Below are 24,666 nucleotides of genomic sequence, written 5' to 3' on the forward strand. Positions count from 1 at the left end.
GCCTTACCGTTGCGTAAGGTAAGGGTAGTCTTTTTGGGACGGGGCTTTTTTAGCTGCCCCATCCGAAGCTTTTGAGGCATGAGGGCGCATTTGACATAGGGCAGCTAAAAAAGCCCCGTCCCAAAAAGACTACCCCGTCATGTAATGGTGTTGAGAGAGGACTCCTGTTGAAGACCGTTCATGTTGCCGCTGGGATCATTCGCAAGGATGGATCTGACGAGCTACTTGCTGTGCAGCGCGGCTACGGCGACATGCAGGGACTGTGGGAGTTCCCAGGCGGCAAACTTCTGCGCGGCGAGACGCCCGAAGACGCCGTGCGCCGCGAACTTATGGAAGAGCTGCAGGTAAAGGTCACCAACCTACGTGATTTCTACACTGTTGAGTATGACTACCCCGATTTTCATCTCTCGATGGAGTGTTACTACTGCTCGCTGGCCAAAGCGTCCGGCGAGCCCCAAAAACACGACCGTCAGCTCGATATCCGCTGGATTCCGCGCACCTCGCTTGCCACGGTGGAATGGATGCCCGCCGACAAGGGGCTCATTGATGCCCTGATTGAGCTGAAGGAAGATCGGCTTAAGGCCAACAGCACTGCCAACGACACCGAGGCCACCACGACCGACGAGCCCGCTTCCAAGCCCAAGCGCGCACCTAGGCGCCGCAGCAAAAAGCGTCCCAAGCCCGGTCTGCTCGACGGCATCGATACCTCGGACCTTTCCGCCGACGAGCGCGAACTGGTGCGCCGTCGCGCTGCCATCAAAAAGTCCATGAAGGGCAACAAGCGTGCAAACACCAAACCCGAGCTGCTCGTTCGCCAGCGCCTGCGCGCAGCGGGCCTTACGGGTTATCGCTTGGAATGGAAGGTTCCCGGCAAGCCCGACATCGCCTTCCCCGGCCGCAAGATCGCCATCTTTGTCAACGGTTGCTTTTGGCATCGCTGCCCTAAGTGCAATCCGAGCCAGCCAAAACGCAATGTTGAGTTTTGGGAGGCAAAGTTCCGTCGCAACGTCGAGCGCGACCGCGCTGCCGTGGCAGCACTCACTCAAATGGGCTGGACGTCCATAACCATCTGGGAATGCGATCTCAAAAAAGACCGCATCGACGCCACGATGGAAAAGGTCATCGAGCGGGTGCGCGCCGCAGAGCCGCAGCGCTAGGAACGAGCCGTCCACACACCCCACACAGGCGAGCCACATCCACGTCACAAACCTTAGAAAGCCCTTAAGCCCAAAACCTTTCAAGAGTGTTACTCGATACCTCTGACCTGCGGTTTCATCGTAACGCCAAACCTCATTAAGCCTTTCTTTAGCGCTTCTTTGCGACGGCCGCGGCATAATACTGCCAACGCACGGGACCTAGCAGCACACCCCGCGCGCAATCTTTTGGTGGACATCGTGGAGGCCGCATAAGCATGCATTCTTCCAATGACGCAGCACAGCAGCCATCCCTAACACATGCAGACCTTTTCTCCTTCCCCCCGACACAGAGAGACGGTCTCCTCGACTCCCCCACCACAAAAGCCAAACGCTCAACCGACCAAAGCCTCAACTTGCAGACGTCGTTCGAAAAGCTCCAAGCATCCCTAGACAAAACCTTCCCCAACCAAGCCCGGGCATACTAGCCCCTCATCAACAAAGTAGCCCAAACGCCCCACCCTTCCAGCCATAACGCCACAAGGGCGACGACCTCGAGTAGGTCAACCTGGGAGGGACCAGGGCTTAGTTCCCCAATCTTTCCGCAGGGGGCAAAAAGCCTCGCCGCACGAAGTGCGCAGCGAGGCTTTTTGCATGCCCGAGGACGATTGGGGAACTAAGCCCTCGTCCCTCCCCGGGATATGTAGCGAGTCGGAGTACCCTTGCTGTTACTCTGCTTTGCCCACAGAGTTGAGGTTGGTCATGCGGATCTTAACCAGCTCGGTGATCTCACGCATACCCTCCTTGGCCGGCTTCTTAGGATCGAAGCAGGCGGGGTTCTCGGCCATGTAGGCCATGAAGCCCTTGGTGTAGGCCTGACGCAGCTCGGTAGCGTAGTTAACCTTGCAGATGCCGTTCTTCACAGCCTCGGCAACCTGCTCATCGGGCACACCGGAGGTGCCATGCAGAACCAGCGGCACGTCGACGGCGTCGCGGATGGCCTTGACCACGGACTGCTCGATGTGCGGATCGCTCGTGTACACGCCGTGGCTGGTGCCAACACCAATAGCGAGGGAGGTGCAGCCAGTGCGCTCGACGAACTCCTTGGCCTCGGCAGGATCGGTGTAGGGGCTCTCGCCCTCAACCGCGGGACCGTCGTCCTCCTTGCCGCCAACCTTGCCAAGCTCAGCCTCGACGGGCACGCCCATGGCGCGGCCAGCGTCGGCGACGGACTTGGTCAGGGCGATGTTGTCCTCGAAGGACTCGTGCGAGCCGTCAATCATGACAGAGGTGTAACCGGTGCGGAAAGCCTGCATGCAGCGGTCATAGCCATCGCCGTGATCGAGGTGCAGAGCGACGGGCACGGAAGCGCGCTCGGCGGCAGCCTTGACCATGCCGTAGAAGTAGTCCAGACCAGCGGTCTTGATGGTGCCCGGGGTGGTCTGCATGATGACGGGGGACTTGGTCTCCTCGGCAGCGGCCAGAACGGCCATAACAAACTCGAGGTTCTCGACGTTGAACGCGCCGACGGCGTAGTGGCCGGCCTGAGCGTCCTTGAGCATCTTTTCGGTGGTAACAAGTGCCATGAGCGTTTGCTCCTCTCCCTCGCCCGCATCTGGACATCGGGCGTACGTGTCCGCAAGGCCTTTTACCTTGCGTTTTGCTGCGCCCATTGTATGGAAATCGTTCGTGTTACATGTATGAGATATCACCGGCACGCAGGTCAGGACACCCGTTTTTGAAAAGCAAACGGAAGGGATTCGGACCAAATTTCTCTATCCGACACTGAAGTTTTCACGCGAATCGTCTTTCTTTTATAGAAAAGATAAGTAATCGAAAGGTGTTTTCTTACTTAAAAAGAAAATGAACGAAAATGGACTCAACACAATTCCTGCAAATTTCAGACGCGGATGGAGCAGCTATGGCCCACGTAACAACTCGAGCATTCGCCGACGAGCGGCGCGCCGCCATTATGGAAATGCTCGAGCATAACGCCTCCGTTCAGGTGGCAGACATCGCCCAAACCTTTGGCGTGTCCTCTGTCACCGCCCGCGCCGACCTGGACGCGCTCGCCGAATCCGGTAAGCTGCGCCGCACGCATGGCGGCGCCGTGTCGCTTCATAAACGCCTAACTGTCTCCACGCAAGATCGCCGCATAAACATCAATGTCGCCGCCAAGCAGGCTATCGCACAAAGTGCCATTGAACTCGTCGGCAACGGTGACACCCTGCTCGTCGACTCGGGCACCACGGCACTCGAGTTTGTCCGGCTCCTCGATCAGCGCGACGGCATCACCGTCATCACGGCCGACATCACCATTGCCGATTACATCGACGAAAGCATGCCCTCGGTCGATGTCGTCATGCTGGGTGGGGCGCTGCGCAAAGGCCATCGCTATCTATATGGCCCGCTCACCATGCAGGCGCTTCAAACGGTCCACGCAGACCTTGCCGTCATGTGCCCCGGCGCCTTTGTCCCCCACTGCGGCTTTACGACCGACTTTCCCCAGATGGCCGAGACCAAAGCGGCTATGATCGCCGCAGCCCGTCAAAGCGCCGCTCTCATGGACGCCAGCAAGGTCAACGGACGCGGCATGTATCGCTTTGCCGAACTGACCGATGTCGACACCGTCGTGATGGATTGCGACCCCGACCATGCCGTTGCCACCTCAATCGCCGAGATTGCCGATGACGAACGCCCGAACCTCATCATCACCGGCGCATAAACAAAAACCACCACAAAGGTGCCTGTCCCCTTTGTGGTGGTTTGCGCGTCAAAAGTGAGCGTATCGCTATTTGGAAAGCTCGTCGGCGAGGGCTTCGATCTGGGCGCGCGAGGCGTCGTTGAGCGAACCCAGCACGGTCACCTTGTTCTGCGTCAGGGTGATGTCCTTCATGCCCTCGAGCTCCTTGGTCATAACCTTGGCAGCAGCGGGCGCCCAAGAGCCGGCCTCGACAAGCGCCACCGTGCGGTTCTGGTAGGCATGCTCGGCGAGCGTGTGGATGAAGGTGCTCATAAACGGGAAGATCTCGCCCTGATAGGTGATGGAAGCGAGTACCAGACGGTCATAGCGGAACGCATCCTCAACGGCCTCGGCCATGTCGTCGCGAGCCAGATCAAAGACGGAAACCTTCTGGCCGCGAGCCTCAAGCGCGGATGCGAGTTCCTTAACGGCGGCCTTCAGATGGCCGTACACGCTCGCGTAGGCAATCGTGATGCCGTCGTCCTCGGGCTGATAGCTCGACCAGGTGTTGTAGGTGTCGAGGTAATAACCCAGGTTCTCGGTCAGCACGGGGCCGTGAAGCGGGCAGATAATCTGAATGTCCAGATCGGCGGCCTTCTTGAGCACGGCCTGCACAAACTTGCCGAACTTTCCCACGATGCCAAAGTAGTAACGGCGCGCCTCGCAGGCCCAGCCCTCAGGATCCTCGATGTCGTTGGCGCCAAACTTGCCAAAGCCGTCGGCACTAAAGAGCACCTTGTCGGTGGCCTCGTAGGAGAAGAGCACCTCGGGCCAGTGAACGTTGGGGGCGCCAACAAACGTTAGGCTGTGGCCGCCCAGGTCGAGCACATCGCCCTCTTTGACGACCATCTTGCGCTCGGGGAAATCGGTGCCAAAGAAGTTGACCATCATGCGGAAGGCGCCCATACTTGCCACGATCTGGGCCTGGGGATAGCGCTCCATAAAGGCGGCAATGCCGGCGGAGTGATCGGGCTCCATATGATGGACGACCAGGTAGTCGGGCGTACGGCCATCGAGCTCGGCCTCGAGGTTGCCGAGCCACTCGTCGACAAAGCCAGCGTCGACCGAATCGGCGACAGCGATCTTTTCGCCCAAGATAACGTAGCTGTTGTATGCCATACCGTTCTCGGACACGTCGTACTGGCCCTCGAACAGGTCGATGTCGTGGTCGTCGACGCCGATGTAGCGGATATCCTTGGTGATCTCCATCAGGCAAAACCTCCTAGATAGACAAAAGAACCCGTCTATCATAGCACTCGGCTGCATCCCAACAGCCATCTGCCGGCATCCTTATCGATTGTTATTGATGTTCAACATATCACCGTTGACCTGCGGAAACTATGCGCGCGGTGCCGCCGTACTATGTCGAACGATAAGCTGGCCGGGAATACGAATGGCAACGGTTTTGCCCGCCGTACCCGCCTCGGGAACCGCATGCTCAAACACCTCTCGTCCGCGCTGATGCAAGTCGAATCGAACGGTCGTGAGCTCGTTATGCGCGACAAAGTCGTCGAGTGAGTCATCGACGCCCACCACGCTCACGTCCTCGGGCACGCGCAAGCCGCTATCGCGCAGCGCGGCGATGGCGCCGTTTGCCATCTGGTCGTTTGCCGCGTAAATCGCCGTCATGGTGCGGTCGTGCTCGGCCAGGTACCTGCCGGCCTCGTAACCGCTGTTGGCAGACCAGTCACCCTCGAGCGGCTCTACCGGCTCGATGTGTTTACGCTCGAGTGCATCCTGCCAGCCGGCGCGACGAAACTGTTCGTCGACTGAGAACGACGGGCCACCAATATAGCGAATCTGCTCGTGCCCCAGCTCAAACAGGTGATCCATGAGCAGCAGCGAGCAGCCGTAATGATCGGAATCGACCGTGGTCACGCGCGGATGCGCATACATGGTGACGATAACCGTGCCAATGCCCGGCAGTGGATCAAACGACTCAAAATCGGGCGCCATGCGACTCATGCCGATGATGATGCCGTCCACCGGCAATGCAGCCATACGACGCGTGGCCTCGGCAAGCGAAAACTCCTCGGTCTTGGACATCTCGACCAGCGTGATGGCGCAACCGCGCTCACGGGCCGCACTGGCAATGCCGTCGATCATCGTCAGGTTACCGAACTTGGTGACATCGTTGACGCACAGACCGACCGAATGGTAGCGGCCGTCGCGCAGCGAGCGACCGGCATAACTCGGACGAAAGCCGAGCTCTTGCATGGCGGCCTGCACGCGCTGGCGCGTCTGTTCGTTAACGTTGGGCAAGCCGTTGGCGACGCGCGAAACCGTCTGCTGCGAAACGCCAGCAGCGCGGGCGACGTCGGCCATGGAGACCGGACGCGTACCTGTATCGTTGGACGGGCGCCTTGCCACAGGATCACCTTCACCCTTGCGAGATCTGAATAGCGTGAATGCCGGCCCGGGCAGAAACACACCCCGCGCCGAAGCCCGCTATCGTCGGACGCATGCTAACGTACTCTACTTTTTCAATCCGCAACTCTTCTGCTCTATAAGTCCATACGGCAATACCGTTCACGGCTGAATTTCTACCGATTACCAGATTCTCAAAAAGTGATAAGCGTTGTGTTATGAGTACGTTAACATAGCCCGTAACGTGCGGCATCGTAGATGCTGAGTTTACGCCGCTTCAGATTGTTAACGTACTCACTACGACGCAAAGCTCGTCAGTATGCGCCAAGGAAAGGACCCTCATGACCGCTCCCGACGAAAAGACACTCGCCACGCTCACCAAGCTGTTCGAGGATGAGTTTGGCCCCATCGGCGATCGCCAGGTGCTCTATGTGCACGCGCCCGGCCGCTCCGAGATCAGCGGCAACCACACCGACCACGAGGGCGGCCACGTTATCGCCGGCTCGCTCGATGTCGCCGTCGACGGCATCGCCGTGGCAACCGCTTCCAACAAGGTCCGCGTTGCCGACGAGGGCTATCCCACGTTTGAGATCGCGCTCGACACGCTAGACGTTCAGGAGTCCGAGAAGGGCACGTCCGCGAGCCTCGTCCGCGGCATGGCCCACGAAATCGCTGCTCTGGGCGTTGAGCCCCAGGGCTTCGACCTCGCCTTCACCTGCTCCGTCCCCTCGGGCGGCGGTCTTTCGAGCTCCGCTGCTGTCGAGGCGGCATACGGTCGTGCCATGGAGACGCTCTGGGGAGCGCCCGCCATCGAGCCCGTCGCGCTCGCCCAGATGAGCCAGCGCACCGAGAACAATTACTACGGTAAGCCCTGCGGCCTTATGGACCAGGCCGCCGTGTGCTTGGGCGGCCTTGCCTACATGGATTTTGAGGATCAGGCTCAGCCTAAGACCCAGAAGCTCGAGCTCAACTTTGAAGATCACGGCTATGCGCTCGTGCTCGTTAAGGTCGGCGCCGACCACGTGGCCGCCACCGACGACTACGCCGCCGTTCCGCGCGAAATGCAAGACGTCGCCGCCGAGTTTGGCAAGGCACGCCTGTGCGAGGTAAACGTTGCCGATTTTGACGCCAAGCTCCCCGAGCTGCGCGCCAAGCTGGGCGACCGTGCCTGCCTGCGCGCCGTTCACTACTGGTACGAGAACGGCCTGGTCGATAAGCGTTGGGCGGCCCTTAACGCCGGCGATATCGATCAGTTCCTGGTCCTGACGCGCGAGTCCGGCGCCAGCTCCGCCATGTACCTGCAGAATGTTGTTGCCAAGCTGGGATCTGAGCAGCCTTCCATGTATGCCCTGGCGCTGGCCGAGCACGTGCTCGACGGCCGCGGCGCCGTTCGCATTCACGGTGGCGGCTTTGGTGGCACCATCCAGGCCTTCGTGCCGCTCGACCTGGTCGACACCTTCATTGCCAAGATGAACGGCTGGCTGGGCGAGGGCTCTGCCCGCCACTACGCAATTTCTGACAAGGGGGCTTACGCGGCATGGCTGTAATGACCGACGTGCGCGAGGCCGCGCAGAACCTGATCGAGTACGCTATCCACCGGTCGATGATCGGCCAGGACGATCGCATCTGGGCATACAACACCATTTTGGAGTGCATCGGCGCCACGGGCCCGGCGCTCGATATGACCTGGGCGCTCCAGGCTGAGAAACTCTCGCTCTTGCACCCCGATACCCTGCCCGACTTTGACCTGGAGGGCACGCTCGCCGCGCTTGCCGAGGCCGCCGTTGCCAACGGTGCTGCCGAGGACACGGCATCGGGGCGCGACCGCATCGCCATGCGCATCATGGGTATGCTCATGCCGAGGCCTTCGGTTGTAAACGAGGAGTTCAACGGCCGCATGGGCGTCAACGAGCCCCGCGCCGCGACCGACTGGTTCTACGGCCTGTGCTGCGACGCCGGCTACGTGCGCCGTGCCGCCATCGCGCGCAACATCAAATGGAGCACCCCCACCAACTGGGGCGATCTCGAGATAACCATCAACCTGTCCAAGCCTGAGAAGGACCCGCGCGATATCGCCGCGGCAGGTGCCGCCAAGAACACGGGCGAAAAGTATCCCGCCTGCCAGCTCTGCATCGAAAACGAGGGCTACCCCGGACGCTCCGCCGCAGCCGACGGCGGCGCTCATCCTGCACGCCAGAACCTGCGCATTATCCCCATCTCGCTCAATGGCGATCGCTGGGGCTTCCAGTACAGCCCGTACGCGTACTTTAACGAGCACTGCATTGCCATGAGCTCCGAGCATCGCCCGATGCACGTTGATCGCAAGGGCCTGACGTGCCTGCTCGACTTTGTGGACCTGTTCCCGCACTACTTTATTGGCTCCAACGCCGACCTGCCCATCGTGGGCGGCTCGATTCTGTCGCACGACCACTTCCAGGGCGGCGCGCACGAGTTCCCCATGATGCATGCCACCGAGGTCTCACAGTTTAGCGTGCCCGGCTTTGACAGCGTTACGGGTGCTGTGCTGCAGTGGCCGCTTTCGGTGCTTCGCCTGCGCTCGCATGACCGCGCTCAGCTGCTCGACGCTGCCGAGAAGATTATCCTCGCCTGGCGCGAGTGGACCGATGAGTCTGTGGGCGTCATCGCGCACACAGCCGATGGCATGGCGCACAACACAGTGACACCCGTCATCCGCCGCGTCGACTCCCGCGGCAATGCCGGCGGCAAAATCTACGAGGCCTACCTGGCGCTTCGCTGCAACATCACGACCGACGAGCATCCGTTGGGCGTGTTCCACCCGCATGCCGAGTATCACCACATTAAGAAGGAGAACATCGGCCTGATCGAGGTTATGGGTCTCGCCATTCTTCCGCCGCGCCTGGTTCCCGAGCTCGGTGCTGTCCGCGAGCACCTGCTGGCGGCCAAGGCCGATGCCAGCTACGACCTTGCCGGCGCGCTCGAGGGCGATAGTCTTTGCCGCAGCCACGCCGCATGGGCCGAGGATGTCTATGCCCGCCGCGCCGACGAGCTTACGGCGGACAACGCCATCGATATCCTGCACGAGGAGGTCGGCGTGGTGTTTGGCCACGTGCTCGACAACGCCGGCGTATTTAAATGGGATGAAGCCGGCCGCGCCGCCCAGCAGCGCTTTATCGACTCACTGTAATGATCCCTTTCGGACGAAGGAAAACGGATCATTTCGTCTTCAAGACAATGGCGCCCGCCGGCAACATCGCCGGCGGGCGCCATTTTTGCGTGTAGTCATTGGGGACGCTCTTAAACGACTAGTCAAACAAGAACGTCCCCAACGACTAATGACTCGAGCGTGGAAAATCTCCCACTTTGAGCTCGTATGGGCACCAAAAGCAGGAGATTATCCACGCTCATTCTATTAGGAGTCGCAACCGCTACAACTCTACGACCTCAACGCTGTTGTAGACCTCGTCCCAGCGGTCCATGACCAGGTGGCCGGTCTTGGGATCCATGGCGTTGAGCTTGCCGCAGGTATTGGCGGTCTTGAGCACCGTGACGTCGTCGGCACCAGCAGCAATGGCATGCGCAAAGCCGGCGATGGTCGAGTCGCCGGAACCCGTCGCGTTCACAGCCGCAATCGCGGGCGTCTTGGCGCGGAACGCGCGGCCCTCATGGAAGCCCACCGAACCGGCAGCGCCCATCGAAACGACAACCCAGGGGATACCGGCAAAACGGTCATCGGCGGCAAGCGCCTCGCGCAGAGCATCGACATCATCGGTCGTGAAGGACGTGCTCAGCAGACCGTTGATCTCGGTCAGATTGGGCTTCACAAGCTCGGGCTTAGCGTCGGACTCCAGCGCGGCCTCCAGCGATGCACCCGAGGTATCGAGCAGCACCTTGGCGCCCGCCTCCTCGGCGATCTTGACGAGCTTGGCATAGTAGCCAGCATCGACGCCACGCGGCAGCGAGCCCGAAAGCGTCACAACGTCCGCCTTCGCTGCAAGCTCGGCAAACTTGGCCGTAAAGGCCTCGAGCTCGGCCGGGGCGATCTGCGGGCCGCTCTCCAGCAGCTCGGTCTGATTGCCCTCGTGCAGAATATTCAAGCAAATGCGCGTCTCACCGGCGATGGGCACAAAGTCGTTCTTGACGCCGTCGGCATCCATAAGCTCGGCCATATAGGCACCCATGTGGCCGCCGAGCAGACCGGTCGCGAGCACATCGTCGCCCAACTGCAGCAGCACACGGCTCACGTTGAGGCCCTTGCCGCCAGCGGTCTTTTCGGGCGTCACACGGTTAACATCGTCGATGATCAGCTTGTCGAGCTGATAGCGCGTATCAATCGACGGGTTCATGGTAACGGTCAGAATCATGTTGAACTCCTGTTCCGGGGCGGCATGACCCACCCCAAACATACGATAACTCGTTAAAGGATCTCGATCTCAAAGCCGCGGGTAACAGTCTCCCCCGGCTTGGCCACCAGGCAGCCACGCTTGTGCTCCAGGATATCGTCCTCGTCGGAGCAGGTGGACAGACCACCCCACGGTTCAACAGCCACAAAGTCGCCCTCTGGCTTGCTCCACACAATCAGGAACGACATATCGGGGAACGTCAGGCGCACGCCCTTGTCCTCGGTTTTCTTGGTCAGCGTAACCACGCGGCTCTCGAGCACGTCGAAGATGGTCTCCGCGAAGTCAAAGAGTTCATGGGTAAGCGGCAGGTTCTGGCCGATCATGGGGTTCTTGCTGCGATGCTCAACATCAATCAGGCCCGTCGAGGGAACGGCAGTACAGAGCTCGGTGGCCTCACGCTGTTCAAAACGAAGCTCGTAGTCGTCATAGGACTCGCCCTCGTCGAGCGGACACTTAAAGCCGGGGTGACCGCCCACAAAGAACGGCATGTCCTCGGTGCCCTCATTGGTCACCTCGTACGACACGGCCACCTTTTCCGAATCAATCGTGTAACGAGCAACGATCTTAAACGGATACGGGTACTGCTCGAGCAACTCGGCATGGTCGGTAGAGCTTAGGCTCAGCGCAACCATGTTGTCGCTCTGTTCCTCGAGCTTCCACTCCTGTTTGCGCGCAAAGCCGTGGCGGGCGAGGTTTACCTCGCGGCCACCCATGGTCGTTGCGTGACCGTCACGAAGGCCACCGCAGATCGGGAAGCAAATGGGTGCCTGGCCCGACCAGACCGCCGGGTCACCCCGCCACAGGTACTCACGGCCGTTTGCCGCAATAGAAGTGAACGACCCGCCCGCCGTGCTCAACGCCACACGAATCAAGCCGTTATCAAGAACAAACTCCATAGGAGCCTTCCCTTTCGTACGACAGCCCGCCAAGTCAATAGGGCTGATAGAAAACCGGCCCGCGCCCCCTCACAGAAACGCGAGCCGTCAACGGACTAGTAAATTACGCCGGATACCCGCTAGTCATGGTATTCGCCACGGTCCCACTTCTCGAGGAACTCGTCAAAGAAGTGCGGGTCGGCCTGAGCCTCGGCGTCGGCCTTATTGCAGGCATCGATCTTGGCAATCAGGGCATCGTGCTCGGGAGTCTTGTCGTAGGGCTCCTCCAGGAAAGCAAGCATGATATCGGCCATCAGGAACTCGCCGGTGATCTTGCCGCCAAAGCCCACGATGTTGGCGTTGAGCTCACGACGGGCATACAGGGCAGAGGTCATGTCGCGAACCAGGGCGCAGCGGGCGCCGGGAACCTTGTTGACGGCGTTGGTGATACCGATGCCGGTGCCGCACAGGGCCACGCCAAAGTCGGCCTTGCCGCTGGCAACAGCCTCGCCCACGGCCTTACCGTAGATGGGATAGTGCGTACGGGAGTGGCTGTAGGTGCCGCAGTCGAGCACCTTGTAGCCAGCCTGCTCCAGGCGGTCGGCCAGATAGATCTTCTCGTCCGTAACGATATGGTCGCAACCGATTGCGATGGTCTTCTTCATCAGAACGTCCTTTCGTCTGAATTCACAAGTTGAGGTAGAAGTTCGAGTTCTCGGTGGCTCTCGTTAGGCCATCTTGTTGAGCATGTCGACACGGATCTGGTGACGGCCGCCGGCGTACTGGGCGCGCAGGAACTCGCGGGCGATCTTCTTGGCGACCTCGGTGCCCACGACGCCCGGGCCCATGGTGACCATGCGCGAGCCGTTGTGCTCGCGGGTCATGTAAGCGGAACGCTCGTCGGAAATGTTGGCGACGACCATGCCCTTGATCTTGACGGCAGCCATATAGGAGCCGACGCCGTACTTATCGAATGCGAAGCCCTGGGAATCCTTGTGCTCCAGCAGGTCCTTGGCAACGGCGGTCGCGGAATCGACAAGGTCCGCGGCAGGGGTCTCGGAATAGTCGACGACTTCGTGACCGTCGGCGATGAGCATCTCCTTGATGGACTCCTTCATCGACATACCGTCGGCATCGGAAGCGATTACAACCCTCATGACATCCTCCTTGAGAGATACGCAGATGCGTAGTTTCTGTTTGGAAGTGTTGAATCGCGTTCAGGTCCGGGCATCTGAATGTGCGGTTCTTCACTGTTCATGTTTATTTGAACACATTCGAACATTAACTGCAACAACTATTTGTTTATCTTTGTTCTTTTTTGAACAAATACCATTCACGGGTGATTGCTGACCGTTTGGGTCTGGCGCGGACGTAGCGACCATGTGTCCAACAAACAAAAGGGCGGCCGAGAACGTGTCTCGGCCGCCCTTCGGCAGTATGCCCCGGTTTATACAGCTGTTTTAGCTACACGGACTGCCCACCCTTCTTGGCATGCTTGGACGGAGCGCTCAGAAAGCGCCCCGTTAAGTAGTTCGCCGGACCGGAAATATCGATCCCCAGCAGCGTGTGCCCCAACCACAGAAACGCCGCGAGCACCAGCAACGGAATAACACACGAGGTCACGATCATCACGATAACGCCTTCGATCAGATCAGTCACCTGCTGCACAATCTCATCGGTCATCTGCTTGGCGCCGCTGGTCACCGATGTGACAAGACCCGAGGCACCGTCGGCAAGCTGCTCAAGCACGTTCTTGGGCTCTGTGGACTCGGTCTTTTTCTTGCTTGCTTTGGAATTGTCGCTATCCGCCACGTCTGCAGCGTCGGCCGCCTTTTGCTCGGCCGCCTCGATGCTCACTCGATACGTTTCGTCGACCCTTTGCGATACCCACACGCTTGCAGGCACCAACGCCATGCCGATCATGGCGACTACCAGCACGCGGGTCGCCACGCGGCGCAGGACGGCACTCGTGCTCCAGCGTCCGTGAATGCCAAGCGAGACCGCAAAGAGCACCAGAGCAAACGGGATCAGGATGCCCAGGCCCACCGACCACAAGATGGTCAGCAGATATTTCTCGAGGTAGAGCACGGCAAGCACAATGCCCAAGTTGCCCGAAAGCTGGGCGAGCTGCTCGGCGACCGGCGTTCCCGTATCGCCCGGCAGCGCCGTAATGCCCGCAGACAGCGCCACGCACGAGGTCGTGAGCGCCAAAACGTTGCCCTTCTTTTGATCGATAACCTCGATGGTGGAGTCCCAAGTTTTGGTATCGGCGAAATGCGGACGAGCTACAAAGCCCAACAGCAGCGCCAGTACCACGAGCGCAACGATAAAGCCAATCTGCAGCTTTTTGTTTGCGCACACGACATCGGACAGGCTGGGCTGCAGCTCGGTTACTGTCGTGTGCTCGGTTATCTGGACAGAACGCCCATGAGCTACCTCGTGCGCGTCTCTTTTTTGTATTGACCCGTTATCCGGCATTTGGATACCTCCTCAGTCCGGCCTGTATTGCGGATGGAAGTATACCCACCCAGCGAAAAACCGAACGGAAGGGCGGCAGAGCACCCCAAGACTGTCCCCAACGACTAGTCGTTTAAGAACGTCCCCAATGACTAAAGGAGTGGCCCAAACTGCCGGCAGATAGGGAACGTCCCCAACTGCCGGATGCCGCAACTTGGAGGAGGACGGAAAAAGCCCTGTCGCGGGTTTGCGGCAGAGCTTTTGGAAGGGGACTTGATTGTGAGGACTCGTTAGGCGAGCTTGGCCTCGAGCTCGGCGATGCGCTTGTAGGCATCGATGGTAAAGCGGGCCTGCTTCTCCAGAATCATGGTGGTCATGAGGGTGTCCTGGGCGTGAGCCATGATGAAGGTCATCTCCATCTCGCCGCCGCCGGCCTCCTGCGACAGTAGCTTGGTCTGCGTGTCGTGAGCGCCGATGAGTGCATCGCTGGCATCCTTGTGCAGCTGCTCGGCCTTCTCAAAATCACCCTCGCGAGCAGCATCGAGCGCTGCAAGCAGATCGGTCTGGGCGTCACCTGCGTATGCGACAATCTCGAATCCAACCATCGAGATTTCTTCTTTGGTTGCCATATTGCGTTCCTTTCACATATGAACCAATGGAGAGCATCGCGTCCGGGCATACGCGCTGCGTTGTGTATGACAGAAACAATAACATTCAAACAAAAAAGAACAGCGCAAAACGTGATTTCGAGCTATGAACGGTCGCTTTTCGCCCGTGAACGGTTTTTAAACCAATCTGAACAATATCGAACACAATTAGCGGCAACCCAAACAGACCTGCGCCCTAGCGTACATCGCGCACCGTATCACCCTCGACGAGCACGCCCGGAAACAGCATGTGCTCCACACCGGGCGCAACGCCCTCGGCGCCGACAATCTTGTCGACCGCCCACATGCCGACGCGCTTGTTGTCAAAGCGCACCGTGGTCAGGCGACGGTCGGGCACGATATCGCCCAGGCTGTCATCAACACCCACCACACTCACGTCCTCGGGCACGCGCTTTCCGCGCGACTCGAGCCCGCGAATGCAGCCGTAGGCCATGGCGTCGTTGGAAGCATAAATGGCCGTACAGGTCGGATCATCCGCCAGGGCCTGACCTGCGGCATATCCGCTCTGCGCCGTCCAATCGCCACGGATAAGTCGCGGTGGCTCAATGCCATGCGCACGCAATGTCTCGCGCCGGCCTTCCTCGCGCCGCATGCCCGAAAGCGAGCGCTCGGGACACGAGATAAAGTGCACGGTCTTGTGCCCCCGCTCCAGCAAGTACTCGACCACCTGGCGCGAGCAATCGAACTGGTCGTTATCGACCGTTGAACAGAGCGGGTGCTCCAACATCGTAACGAGCACCGTCTGCATGCCGGGCAGCGGCTCAAAAGTGCCAAAGTCTGCCGGCATGCGATTCATGATCACAACCATACCGTCCACTGGCAGTGCGCTCATGCGCGACGATGCGCTCTCGAGGGTATACGGATGCCCGTCTACTTTAGTGAGGGTGATGGCATAGCCGTGTTTGTCGGCAGCGGCGGCAAAGCCCTCCATACGGTCGAGATTGCCGGTGCCGGTAATGTTGAACATGGCGACGCCGACGGTCTTAAACTTACCGCGGCGCAGCGATCGACCGGCAAAATTGGGGCGATACCCCAGCTCGCGCATGGCGGCACGCACGCGTTCCTTGGTCTCGGAGCGCACGCTGGGCGAATCGTGCACGGTGCGCGAGACCGTCTGCTCCGAGACGCCCGCGAGGCGCGCTACGTCTTTGACGGATACCGATATTTTAACAGCGGCCATAGGTCGATCTTTCTATGTCAACGATGCCATTGGTGGCACCTTGCGCAGTCATTTTTAACGCCTTCAAGTATATCCAACGCCTCCCCCACCATACGCTCACCACCCAAAACCTACCGTTCACCGACATTTTTGCTTCCCCGAACGGCTTTTGTCGCCCAAATGTTAACGTTGCCATTGTGCAAACACAGAGCCACCGGGCGGCTCAAACGTTTACGCGTAAGGAATCGACGGTTCGCAGGCACAGGAACCACCGGTTCACTTCTTTTTTTGTGTCACAAAATGGCAACGTCAACATTTTGGCAACCGAAAGCTAAAAGCTACCATCGTTGCTAACCCACCGACTCTTAGGAGCATTGCATGGAGCAACTCATCGCCATCATCGAAAAGGGCCAGCCCTTTTTCAACGCGATCGCCCGCAACAAGTACCTCAAGGCGATCCGCGACGGCTTTATCTCCGTCATCCCCATCATCATCTTCTCGTCCATCTTCTGCCTGGTAGCCTCGGTCCCCAACATCTGGGGTTTCTACTGGCCCGATGACATCAACAACGCCCTGTGGAAGTGCTACAATTACTCCATGGGCATCCTGGCCATCGCCTGCGCCGCCACCACGGCCAAGCACTTCGCCGACGCTCAGAACCGCGATCTGCCCAAGAACAACCAGATCAACTTCATCTCGTGCATGTGCGCGGCCATCATCGGCTTCTTGCTCCTTTCGAGCGATACCATCGCCACGAACGCTGTCAGCGGCTTCAACACCACCTACCTTGGTTCCAAGGGCCTGCTGACCGCTTTCATCGCTGCGTTTGTGACCGGCATCATCTACAAGTTCTTCATTAAGCGCAACATCACCGTCAAGATGCCCGAGCAGGTTCCGCCCAACATCTCGCAGACCTTCAAGGACATCATCCCCTTCTCCGTCTGCATCACCGTCTTTTGGGTTTTTGACATCGTCTTCCGCGCTGCTTTTGGCTTCTGCTTTGCCCAAGGCGTCATCCAGGTGTTCCAGCCCCTGTTCACCGCTGCTGATGGCTACATCGGCCTCGCTGTGATCTACGGCGCCATGAGCCTGTTCTGGTTCGTGGGCGTCCACGGCCCCTCGATCGTCGAGCCCGCCATCGCCGCCGCTCTCGTTGCCAACATGACCGACAACCTAGCTGCGTTCCAGGCCGGCCAGCACGCTTCCGCTGTCCTGACCCAGGGTGCCCAGTACTTCGTCGTCTGCATGGGCGGCACCGGCGCCACGCTCGTCCTGGTCTTTATGTTCTGCTTCCTGGCCAAGTCTCAGGAGATGCGCGCCGTCGGTAAGGCAGCTATCGTCCCCGTGTGCTTTGCCGTCAACGAGCCGCTGCTGTTCGCCGCGCCCATCGTGCTCAACCCCGTCTTCTTTGTCCCGTTTGTCTTTGCCCCGATCGCCAACATCTGGATCCTCAAGATCTTTATCGACTTCTTGGGCATGAACGGCTTTATGTACACCCTGCCCTGGACCGTCCCCGGCCCCATCGGCACCATCATGGGCCTGGGCTTCCAGCCGCTCGCCTTTGTGATGCTCGCCCTTATCCTGGTCGTCGACTTCGTTCTGTACTATCCGTTCTTCCGTGCCTATGACGCCCAGAAGTGCGCCGAGGAGGCCGAGATCTCCCAGGAGGAGCTCGCCGCCAAGAACGCCGAGAAGGCCGCCAAGCTCAACGATGCCTTCCAGGGCAAGGCTGACGCCAAGAGCGTTGCTGCCGGCGCCGCTGCCGAGGCCGTGAAGGCTGACGCCGCCCCCGCTGCTGCCACCACCGAGGCTACGGCCGCCAGCGACCTCAACGGCAAGCGCGTGCTCGTGCTCTGCCAGGGCGGCGGCACCTCGGGCCTGCTCGCCAACGCGCTGGCCAAGGCCGCCAAGGAGCGCGGCATCGATCTTGAGACCGCTGCCGATGCCTATGGCAACCACGTGGACATGCTTCCCGACTTTGACCTGGTCGTCCTGGCTCCGCAGGCTGCCAGCTACCTGGCCGACCTGCAGAAGGACTGCGAGCGCGTGGGCAACAAGTGCGTCGCCTGCCGTGGTAAGCAGTACATCGAGCTCTCCCAGAACGGCGACAAGTCTCTCGCCTTTGTGAGCGAGCAGCTGTCGAAGTAAGCAACGCTTAGGGCCAGCCAGCTATCCAAGACAGGCTGGCCCTTCGATTTAAACGATTGGATCATCATGTCCGTTAACCCTGCTAGCGTCACCAACCCGCCCGCGCAGTTTCCCGAGGACTTTGTCTTTGGCGGCGCCACCGCTGCCTACCAGGTAGAGGGCGAGACCCGCACCCACGGTAAGGGCAAGGTTGCCTGGGACGACTTCCTGGAGGCCCAGGGGCGCTTCTCCCCCGATCCCGCTTCGGACTTCTACAACCAGTACCCCGTCGACTTGGAGCTGTGCGAGGAGTTCGGTATCAACGGCATCCGCCTCTCCATCGCCTGGAGCCGCATCTTCCCCAACGGTACCGGCGAAATCAACCCCGAGGGTGTCCAGTTCTACCACGACCTCTTCGCCGAGTGCCACAAGCACCACGTTGAGCCGTTTGTCACGCTGCATCACTTCGATACGCCGCTTCCCCTCTTTGAGAAGGGCGACTTCCTCAACCGCGAGACCATCGACGCCTTTGTGGACTTTGCCACCTTCTGCTTTAAGGAGTACGCCGACCAGATAACCTACTGGTTCACCTTTAACGAGATCTGGGCCGACGCCTCCAACACCTACATTGAGGGCACCTTCCCCGGTGGCGTCAAGGCGCATCTGGCCGAGGCCTTCCAGTGCGAGCACAACATGATGCTCGCCCACGCCAAGGCCGTGCTGGCCTTCCACAACGGCGGCTTTAAGGGCAAGATCGGCGTCATTCAGTCGCTGGAGTTTAAGTATCCGCTCAACGAGAACGACCCCGCCGACATCAAAGCCGCCAACAACGAGCACGTGCTGCAGAACCAGTTTCTGCTCGACGCCACCTTCCGCGGCGACTATGCCCCCGACACCCTCGAGTGCGCCAACCGCCTGGCTGCCGTCTCAGGCGGCACCATCGAGATCCTGGACGAGGACCTCGAGATTATGCGCGAGGCCGCGCTCTACAACGACTACCTGGGCGTTAACAACTACCAGTGCCGCTTCCTCAAGGCTTACGATGGCGAGAACGACCTGCACCACAACGGTACGGGTGAGAAGGGCACCGGCCGCTGGCGCGTTAAGGGCATTGGCGAGCATGTGAACAAGCCTGGCATCCCCACCACCGACTGGGACTGGATTATCTATCCCGAGGGTCTGTTCGATCTTCTCGTCTACATTAAGCAGCGCTACCCCAACTACAAGCAGATCTTCATCACCGAGAACGGCATGGGCTACAAGGACCCCTACAAGGACGGTTTTGTGGACGACCAGCCGCGCATCGACTACATCGAGCAGCACCTGCGCTGGCTGCTTAAGGCCATGGAGGTGGGCGTCAACGTGGGTGGCTACTTCCTGTGGAGCCTGCAGGATCAGTTCTCCTGGACCAATGGCTACAACAAGCGCTATGGCTTCTTCTACGTTGACTTTAAAACCCAGAAGCGCACGCCCAAGGCAAGCGCCTACTGGTACAAGCACGTAGCGCAGACCCGCCGTCTGGACTAGCGGCTGACGGGGTTACCCGCCCACATAACCTGTCCCCATTTCTCAGCCGGGGGCGGCACGTCACACGACGCGCTGCCCCCGGCCTTTTTGTGCAGGTCGGAAGCCGTTTGTCTCAATCTGTAACATCTAGCCGAGTTTTTGGGTCCTAGCTGTTACAGATTGAGACGAACGGGCGGCCCGGGCCGAACAATCTCGATCTGTAACATGTAGACCACTTTTGACCGTCTAGTTGTTACAGATCGAGACAAGCGGAATAAGCCGGACCGAATTGTCTAAATCTGTAACAATTAGCTGAGATTTTCGGCTCTACCTGTTACAGATTGAGACGAACGGGCCGAAAAACCCTACGCCCGCAGGTCCTTTACGCTGGAACGTTCGACCAACACGCCCGAGACGAGCGTACGGCTTCTGGAGCTCGGGGCTTCCAGACCTGCGACGACCTCGTTAAGCGCACGGACGCCCAGCTCGCGGTGACGGAACTTCACCGACGTCAGAATCGAGTTGGGAATCGTCTTGTAGAGTTCATCGTCGAAGCCGATCACGGACACATCGTCGGGCACACTCAGACCCTTGTCACGTAGAGCCATCATCACGCCGTTTGCCATGCAGTCGTTAGCAGCGAGGACCGCCGTGCAATCGGGCTTATCGGCAAGCACAAGGCCCGCGGCATAGCCACTATCCGCATTCCAATCGCCTTGCAGAGGCTCGGGCGGCTCAATGCCACGCGCCTCGAGTGCCGCTCGCCAACCTTTCATACGGCACTGGCTCGACAGTGACTCTTTTTTACCAGAAACGAAGTACACGTTCTTGTGCCCGTGATTCAAGAAGTACTCGCACGCCATGCGCGCGCCGCCCTCTTGGTCGTCACTGACGGTGGAGCAGGTAGGATGCTCCATCGGCGTAATAATCACCGTCTTGAGGTCCTTCGGTGCCTCAAAGGCATCAAAGTCATCGACCATCTGACGCAGGTTGAAAATCATGCCGTCGACGGGAAGCTGCGACATTCTGTGCGCCGCATCGGCAAGGGTCATCTTCTCCCCCGCCCGCTTTTTGATCATCGTGAGAGCAAAGCCCCGCTCTTCGGCGGCATCGGCAATACCGTCAATCATGTCCACGGCGCCGCCCGACAAGTGAAACAGCACCACGCCGATACACCCGTAACGGCCCAACTTGAGCGAACGCGCGGCAAAGTTGGTTCGAAACCCGAGCGCCTCCATTGCGGAATGGACCTTATCGCGTGTCGACTCTCGCACGCTATCGGGCTCGTTGATCACGCGCGACACCGTCTTGAGAGAAACACCCGCGGCAATCGCCACATCGTTCATCGAGACGTTTTTCTTGTCCATCGTTGCCACTGCTTCTCCACTCGGTTCTCTATCGCTTGTTTTTTTGCGTTCTAGCATACACTACCTGCCTGACTGATAAATCAACCATTCACCGGACAATATCGACCGCTCGCCCGTATATCCTTGTTGCTCTTCCAAAAATGTCTTACGTTGTCATTAACGAAATGACAACGTTGTCATTTCGCAATGCCTTCCTTAAGCAGGAAGGCTTCCGGGCAGTCCTGACCATCCATCGACGACCAGTTCCATCCACATGCATCGCGCATCAAGTAGCAAAGGAGCTCTATGGACGCCATCGTAAAGATGCTCGAGAAGCATCAACCGTTCTTTGAGAAGATCTCGAGGAATGTCTACCTCCAGGCCATCAAAGACGGATTCCTTGGGTGCATGCCCATCGTCCTTACCTCTTCGATCTTTCTGCTGATCGCCACCCTTCCCGGCGTAGTTGGAATCACGTTGCCCCAGCCGCTCATCGACTGGTGCAACAAGCTGTACAACTTCACCATGGGCGTCATGGGCATCATGGTTGCCGGCACCACCGCCAAGAACTTTACGGCTTCCATGAACCGTCGCATGCCCGCCGGCAAGGTGCTCAACGACGGCTCCACCATGGTTGCCGCCCAGTGCAGCATGCTGCTGCTCGCTGTTACGCAGTTCACCACCAAGTTCGACGGCTCCGAGCTTTCTGTCTTCGATTGCACCAGCATGGGTACGCGCGGCCTGTTCTCGGCCTATATCGCCGCGTTCATTACCGTGTGGGTCTATAAGTTCTGCGTCTCGCGCGATCTGACCATTAAGCTGCCCAAGGAGGTTCCGGGCGCCATCGCTCAGAACTTCCGCGACATCATCCCCTTTGGCGGCGCTGTCATCATCTGCGGCATCATCGATGTTGTCGTGCGCAACCTCATGGGCGTTCCGTTCTCCGAGCTGCTCATCAAGCTGCTCTCCCCGCTCTTCACTGCGGCAGAAACCTATCCTGGCCTTATCCTTATCCAGGCAGCCACCGCGTTCTTCTGGTTCATCGGTGTCCACGGCCCCTCGATCGTCCAGCCGGGCATCGACCCCATCCGTCTTGCCAACCAGGCTGAGAACCTGCAGGTTCTGCTGGCCGGCGGCCACCCCGCCCACTCCCTCACCTTTAACATGTCGCTCGTGGGTGAGTTCGGCGGCACCGGCGCCACGTTCATCGTGCCGCTTCTGCTGATTCTCTTTATGAAGTCCAAGCAGCTCAAAGCCGTCGGTAAGGCCTCGATCGTTCCTGTTGCCTTCGCCGTCAACGAACCGCTGCTCTTTGGCGCGCCGATGATCCTTAACCCCTACATGCTCATCCCCTTTGTTGCCGCCGGCTGTGCCAACGTAAGTGTTGCCAAGTTCTTTATCGACAACGTGGGCATGAACGGCTTCTCCTTCGTGGTGCCTTGGGCTACCCCTGCCCCCATCGGCATCTTCATCACCACGAACTTCCAGCTTATCGCCCTGGTATTTGTCGCGATCATCATCTTGCTGGACGCCATCATCTACCTGCCGTTCTTGAAGGCATACGATAAGCTGCTCTGCGACCAGGAGGCCGAGCGCGCCGCCGAGCTGGGTCTCGAGTCCGATGGTGCCGCTGCCATCGCCGCCAACGCCCCTGCGCCCGCTGTCGAGCAGGCTACCGTTTCCGTCGAGACGACCGCTGCCGCCGCCGGCAGCGAGCCTGTCGCCGATCAGCCCGAGCCCGCTGCCGATGCATCCGCCAAGAAGGATGTCGATGGCCTGAAGGTCCTCGTCCTGTGCGCCGGCGCCGGCACCTCTGCCATGCTCGCCAACGCCATCAAGGAAGGTGCCGCGCAGACCGGAGAGAACATCGCTTCCTCCGCAGGCGCCTATGGTCAGCACACTGCCATCATGGATCAGTACGACGTCATCGTGCTCGCCCCGCAGGTTCGTAGCTACTACAACGACATGAAGGCCGACACCGATCGCCTGGGCATTAAGCTGCTCGCTCCCCGCGGTAAGGAATATATCGACCTTACTCGCGACCCCGCTGGCGCCATCAAGTGGCTCCGCGAGAACCTCGACTAGTTCCTCCCTCTGTTGGTGCCCGGATTCCCGGTTCGGGCACCTCTCCCTATTCGTATCCCACAGAAAGGATGACTCATGACCAACCCCATGCAGTTCCCCGACGGCTTTGTGTTTGGCGGCGCCACCGCTGCTTACCAGGTTGAGGGCGAGACCCGTACACACGGCAAGGGCAAAGTGCCCTGGGACGATTTCCTGGCTGCTCAGGGCCGTTTCTCCCCCGACCCCGCAAGCGATTTCTACAACAAGTACCCGGTCGATATCGACCTGTGCCAGCGCTTCGGCATCAACGGCATTCGTGTCTCCATCGCTTGGAGCCGTATCTTCCCCAGCGGCACTGGTGAGATTAACCCCGAGGGTGTTGCCTTCTATCACGAGCTCTTTGCCACCTGCAATAAAGCCGGCGTTATCCCCTATGTCACGCTCGATCACTTTGATACGCCCGAGGCCTTTTACCAGAACGGCGGCGAGGGCTTCCTGACGCGCACGACGATCGACGCCTTTGTCGAGTACGCCAAGTTCTGCTTTGCCGAGTTCACCGAGGTCAAGCACTGGTTTACCTTTAACGAGATTCCCGCGACCGCCGAGGGCAGCTTTATCGTCGGCAACTGGCCGCACGGCGAGAAGTATCGCCTGGACAAGGCCTTCCAGCTCATGCACAACATGATGGTGGCCCACGCCAAGGCCGTCGTCGCCTTCCATGAGGGTGGCTTTGAGGGCGAGATCGGCATTGTCCAGAACCTGGAGCCCAAGTATCCCCTCGACCCCAACAACGCCGCCGACTGCGAGGCAGCTCGCATGGCCGACGTCATCAACAACCGCTGGGTACTCGACGCCACCTTCCGCGGCCACTATGCCGCCGACACGATGGAGGCTGCGACCAAGCTGTCCCATATCGCCGGCGGCGAGCTCGACGTCCGCGACGAGGACATCGCCGCGCTGACCGCCGCGCTCCCCTACAACGATTGCCTGGGCGTCAACACCTACAAGTGCCAGTTCCTGCGTGCCGCCGAGGGCGAAAATGACATCAACCACAATGGCACCGGTGACAAGGGCTCCTCGCGCTGGTTCCTCAAGGGCGTGGGCGAGTCATGCGTGCGCGAAGGCGTACCCACCACCGATTGGGACTGGATCATCTATCCCGAGGGCCTCTACGACCTGCTGCTGCGTATTAAGAACGATTACCCCAACTACAAGAAGATCTACATCACCGAGAACGGCATGGGCTATAAGGACGACTTCGAGGATGGCTTTATCGACGACGCCCCTCGCATCGACTATATGCGCCAGCATCTCGCATGGATCCTCAAGGCAATCGACGGCGGCGTGAACGTCGACGGTTACTTCGTGTGGTCGCTGCAGGACCAGTTCTCCTGGACCAACGGCTATAACAAGCGTTACGGCCTGTTCTACATCGACTTTGAGACCCAGAAGCGCTATCCCAAGGCAAGCGCGTACTGGTACAAGAACGTCGCGGAGACCGGCCTGCTCATGGCCTAACTTTTGCCGCATACCCCCTGTCGGCCGCATACGAATCCCTCCATGGGTTCGCATGCGGCTTTTTTGTTTTGGTGGGCCCGAGCGGATCATTCGTCTCGATCTGTAACATCTAGTCGAGTATTTCGGCCCTAGCTGTTACAGATTTAGACGAACGGGTGGCCCGGGCCGAACAATCTCGATCTGTAACATGTAGACCACTTTTGACCGTCTAGATGTTACAGATCAAGACAATAAGATAGTCAAATCCAAACTTTCCAAGCAGTTATGAAGCATGGTTTCTAGTTTTCGGTATCACGAACATACTTTCGGTATCATTTAATG

At 59.3% G+C, this 24,666-nt stretch carries 19 protein-coding genes; 8 read left to right on the forward strand and 11 right to left on the reverse strand.

Features of this window, described 5'->3' with window-relative positions:
• Window positions 1-167 precede the first annotated feature (167 nt).
• Entirely contained in the window at window positions 168-1,157 is a 990-nt protein-coding gene (vsr, locus tag DXB98_RS04135) for a DNA mismatch endonuclease Vsr (RefSeq protein WP_117743250.1), read from the forward strand.
• A 704-nt stretch (window positions 1,158-1,861) separates the two neighbouring features.
• Here the strand turns inward: vsr and DXB98_RS04140 are convergent.
• Window positions 1,862-2,719, reverse strand: coding sequence for a class II fructose-bisphosphate aldolase (locus tag DXB98_RS04140; protein ID WP_022095149.1), 858 nt, complete (start codon window positions 2,717-2,719; stop codon window positions 1,862-1,864).
• A 335-nt stretch (window positions 2,720-3,054) separates the two neighbouring features.
• Between DXB98_RS04140 and DXB98_RS04145 the strand changes: the two genes are divergently transcribed.
• Entirely contained in the window at window positions 3,055-3,858 is an 804-nt protein-coding gene (locus DXB98_RS04145; protein WP_117743251.1) for a DeoR/GlpR family DNA-binding transcription regulator, read from the forward strand.
• 66 nt (window positions 3,859-3,924) lie between these two features.
• Here DXB98_RS04145 and DXB98_RS04150 read toward each other — a convergent pair whose 3' ends face one another.
• On the reverse strand, window positions 3,925-5,085 hold the full coding sequence (locus tag DXB98_RS04150) for an FprA family A-type flavoprotein (RefSeq protein ID WP_117743252.1): 1,161 nt from the start codon (window positions 5,083-5,085) through the stop codon (window positions 3,925-3,927).
• 129 nt (window positions 5,086-5,214) lie between these two features.
• Complete coding sequence (locus DXB98_RS04155; RefSeq protein WP_117743253.1) at window positions 5,215-6,201, reverse strand: LacI family DNA-binding transcriptional regulator; 987 nt, start codon at window positions 6,199-6,201, stop codon at window positions 5,215-5,217.
• A 383-nt stretch (window positions 6,202-6,584) separates the two neighbouring features.
• Between DXB98_RS04155 and DXB98_RS04160 the strand changes: the two genes are divergently transcribed.
• Together DXB98_RS04160 and DXB98_RS04165 are read left to right on the forward strand one after the other, a co-directional pair.
• Complete coding sequence (locus tag DXB98_RS04160) at window positions 6,585-7,790, forward strand: galactokinase family protein (RefSeq protein ID WP_117743254.1); 1,206 nt, start codon at window positions 6,585-6,587, stop codon at window positions 7,788-7,790.
• Window positions 7,781-9,409: a UDP-glucose--hexose-1-phosphate uridylyltransferase gene (locus DXB98_RS04165; RefSeq protein ID WP_199407117.1), complete on the forward strand. Its 1,629-nt coding sequence runs from the start codon at window positions 7,781-7,783 to the stop codon at window positions 9,407-9,409. The genes DXB98_RS04160 and DXB98_RS04165 overlap by 10 nt, the downstream gene beginning before the upstream one ends.
• Window positions 9,410-9,650: 241 nt before the next feature.
• Here the strand turns inward: DXB98_RS04165 and DXB98_RS04170 are convergent, their stop codons facing one another.
• From DXB98_RS04170 to DXB98_RS04200, 7 genes are all read right to left on the reverse strand, one after another.
• Entirely contained in the window at window positions 9,651-10,586 is a 936-nt protein-coding gene (locus DXB98_RS04170) for a hexose kinase (protein WP_117743286.1), read from the reverse strand.
• Between the two features lie 53 nt (window positions 10,587-10,639).
• A complete protein-coding gene (locus tag DXB98_RS04175; RefSeq protein ID WP_117743256.1) occupies window positions 10,640-11,521 on the reverse strand; it encodes an aldose 1-epimerase family protein in 882 nt (293 codons plus the stop codon).
• Window positions 11,522-11,640: 119 nt separating this feature from the next.
• Window positions 11,641-12,165, reverse strand: coding sequence for a galactose-6-phosphate isomerase subunit LacB (lacB, locus tag DXB98_RS04180; RefSeq protein WP_117743257.1), 525 nt, complete (start codon window positions 12,163-12,165; stop codon window positions 11,641-11,643).
• A 63-nt stretch (window positions 12,166-12,228) separates the two neighbouring features.
• The gene (gene lacA / locus DXB98_RS04185; RefSeq protein ID WP_117735479.1) at window positions 12,229-12,657 is read right to left on the reverse strand and encodes a galactose-6-phosphate isomerase subunit LacA; all 429 of its coding nucleotides are present in this window, start codon (window positions 12,655-12,657) and stop codon (window positions 12,229-12,231) included.
• Window positions 12,658-12,964: 307 nt separating this feature from the next.
• On the reverse strand, window positions 12,965-13,978 hold the full coding sequence (locus DXB98_RS04190) for a hypothetical protein (protein ID WP_117743258.1): 1,014 nt from the start codon (window positions 13,976-13,978) through the stop codon (window positions 12,965-12,967).
• Window positions 13,979-14,247: 269 nt separating this feature from the next.
• Window positions 14,248-14,586 carry a PTS lactose/cellobiose transporter subunit IIA gene (locus DXB98_RS04195; protein ID WP_055252615.1) on the reverse strand — a complete coding sequence of 113 codons (339 nt, stop codon included), beginning with the start codon at window positions 14,584-14,586 and terminating at the stop codon, window positions 14,248-14,250.
• A gap of 214 nt (window positions 14,587-14,800) precedes the next feature.
• Window positions 14,801-15,805: a LacI family DNA-binding transcriptional regulator gene (locus DXB98_RS04200; RefSeq protein WP_117743259.1), complete on the reverse strand. Its 1,005-nt coding sequence runs from the start codon at window positions 15,803-15,805 to the stop codon at window positions 14,801-14,803.
• Between the two features lie 357 nt (window positions 15,806-16,162).
• Between DXB98_RS04200 and DXB98_RS04205 the strand changes: the two genes are divergently transcribed.
• Both DXB98_RS04205 and lacG (DXB98_RS04210) read left to right on the forward strand, forming a co-directional pair.
• Window positions 16,163-17,932, forward strand: coding sequence for a lactose/cellobiose PTS transporter subunit IIB (locus DXB98_RS04205; RefSeq protein WP_117743260.1), 1,770 nt, complete (start codon window positions 16,163-16,165; stop codon window positions 17,930-17,932).
• Window positions 17,933-17,998: 66 nt separating this feature from the next.
• Window positions 17,999-19,438, forward strand: coding sequence for a 6-phospho-beta-galactosidase (lacG, locus tag DXB98_RS04210; RefSeq protein WP_117743261.1), 1,440 nt, complete (start codon window positions 17,999-18,001; stop codon window positions 19,436-19,438).
• Window positions 19,439-19,782: 344 nt separating this feature from the next.
• Here lacG (DXB98_RS04210) and DXB98_RS04215 read toward each other — a convergent pair whose 3' ends face one another.
• Window positions 19,783-20,784: a LacI family DNA-binding transcriptional regulator gene (locus tag DXB98_RS04215; protein ID WP_158553145.1), complete on the reverse strand. Its 1,002-nt coding sequence runs from the start codon at window positions 20,782-20,784 to the stop codon at window positions 19,783-19,785.
• Window positions 20,785-21,069: 285 nt separating this feature from the next.
• Between DXB98_RS04215 and DXB98_RS04220 the strand changes: the two genes are divergently transcribed.
• Both DXB98_RS04220 and lacG (DXB98_RS04225) read left to right on the forward strand, forming a co-directional pair.
• Window positions 21,070-22,848 carry a PTS lactose transporter subunit IIBC gene (locus DXB98_RS04220; protein WP_117743263.1) on the forward strand — a complete coding sequence of 593 codons (1,779 nt, stop codon included), beginning with the start codon at window positions 21,070-21,072 and terminating at the stop codon, window positions 22,846-22,848.
• Window positions 22,849-22,923: 75 nt separating this feature from the next.
• Window positions 22,924-24,345, forward strand: a complete 1,422-nt coding sequence (gene lacG, locus DXB98_RS04225; RefSeq protein WP_199407118.1) for a 6-phospho-beta-galactosidase — start codon at window positions 22,924-22,926, stop codon at window positions 24,343-24,345.
• Window positions 24,346-24,666 lie beyond the last annotated feature (321 nt).

The sequence above is a fragment of the Collinsella sp. OM07-12 genome, from assembly GCF_003438275.1.
Lineage (GTDB): Bacteria > Actinomycetota > Coriobacteriia > Coriobacteriales > Coriobacteriaceae > Collinsella.